Source organism: Micromonospora sp. NPDC049089 (assembly GCF_040648775.1).
GTDB lineage: Bacteria > Actinomycetota > Actinomycetes > Mycobacteriales > Micromonosporaceae > Micromonospora.
On sequence record NZ_JBEZEH010000400.1, the window covers coordinates 1 to 1520 of the forward strand.

Here is a 1520-nt window from a genome sequence, read left to right on the forward strand (position 1 = left end):
CACCGCCCCACCCCGCCCGCCCCGAGACCCCCGCCCCGGGGCCCCCCCCGGCCGCCGCCGCCGGGGGCACCGACCCCGCCGGCGGCGCCACCGCCGGCGGCGAGCGCCGGCCCGGCGGCCAGGCTGACCGTGCGGCCACGGAAGTTGGTGCGTTCCAACGCGGGCCCGGCCGGCGAGGTGCGCGCCTCACGCAGCGCGTACCGGGCCGCCGCGGCGCCCGCACCGGCGATCAACAGCCGACCCAGGGCGCTCACGCCGCCACCTCGCCAGCTCGGTCACGCGTCACCTGGTCGGATCCGGACACGGGGGTACGTCGTTCGCTCACTGGGGCAGTCTAGGCAGCAGCGACGCGGCGTTGTCGCCGACGCCGTACTGCCCGGCCTTCTTCTCGGTGAGTTGCTGCACCAGGGCGAGGCTGGTGACCACCTGGCCCTGCACGGTGTTGGCGTTGTCGACCGTGGAGATGGTCTGGGCGAGCACCGGGTCGCCGCGCACCACGCCGACCAGGTTGCCGCCGACCGAACCGTTGCCGGCCACCACGATCGAACCGGTGCGGTCGAACTGCTCCGCGACCTTGACCACCGACTCGTCCCGCTTGTCGGAGTCCTTGTCGACGTACGGCTGGCCGCTGACCACGACGACAGCCTCCGCCGAGGCGGTCACCTTGTTGCTGTCAGTGGTCAGATAACCGGCGTTGTTGTAAGCGGCGAGCACCGCCCGCCGGTCGGCGTCGCTGACCGGCGCGACCCCCTGCGGCCGGTCCAGCAGGACGCTGGCGAGCAACGCGCTCGAGGTCTCCACGCCGTGCCCGTTGCCCGGCAGGCCGGTGGTCTGCGCGGTGGGGCGGGCGGCGGTGACGGCCAACTCCAGCAGGTTGGAGTTGTTGTCCGGGTTGATGAACTTGTCCTGCAGGTCGACCTGGCCGGTGATGGTCGCCCCGCCGAGCTGGAGCTTCTTGAGCACGCCCTCGGTGTGGTCGCGCCCGTTGGGCAGGCTGAGCACCACGACCCGACGCCCGGTGAGGGTGCCGGGCAGGAGAATCTGAGCGGTCTCCTCGGCGAACTCCTCTTCCAACGCGAGTTGCTTCTCCATGTTGCTGACCGTCTGACGCCAGTGTTGGTTGTCCTTGCGCAGCCCGGTGACCTGCCCCTCGAGCGAGTCGGCGACCGGGCCGTTGAGGGCGGCTGTGCCGACCACCAGCCCGATCGCCAGAGCCAGGAAGACCGCGGTGAGGGACACCACGTGGTAGCGGAAGTTGATCACGCTTGCAGCCTCTTGATCGGTCGGGAACTAGAAGAGCCGGTACAGCTGGAACACGAAATTGTCCCACCACTCGGCGACCACGCCCAGGTACGCCTTCCCGACTGTCGACACGGCCACCGCGGACGCCATCGCCGCGATCGCCGACAGCACCAGCAGCAGCAGCGACGAGCCGGAGATGCTCTGCCGGTAGAGCCGGCTCACACCCTTGGCGTCGACCAGCTTGCCGCCGACCTTCAGCCGGGTCAGGAACGTCGAGG

At 71.0% G+C, this 1520-nt stretch carries 2 protein-coding genes and 1 pseudogene; all 3 read right to left on the bottom strand.

Translation table 11 applies throughout. From position 1 onward, the window contains the following. Positions 1 to 254: pseudogene (locus AB0B48_RS33085) on the bottom strand (hypothetical protein); the annotation flags it as partial. Between the two features lie 67 nt (positions 255 to 321). Next, on the bottom strand, positions 322 to 1263 hold the full coding sequence (locus AB0B48_RS33090; RefSeq protein WP_357208588.1) for a copper transporter: 942 nt from the start codon (positions 1261 to 1263) through the stop codon (positions 322 to 324). A 27-nt stretch (positions 1264 to 1290) separates the two neighbouring features. Continuing rightward, a partial coding sequence (locus AB0B48_RS33095) for a SteA domain-containing protein (RefSeq protein WP_357208591.1) occupies positions 1291 to 1520 on the bottom strand: 230 nt, incomplete at its 5' end.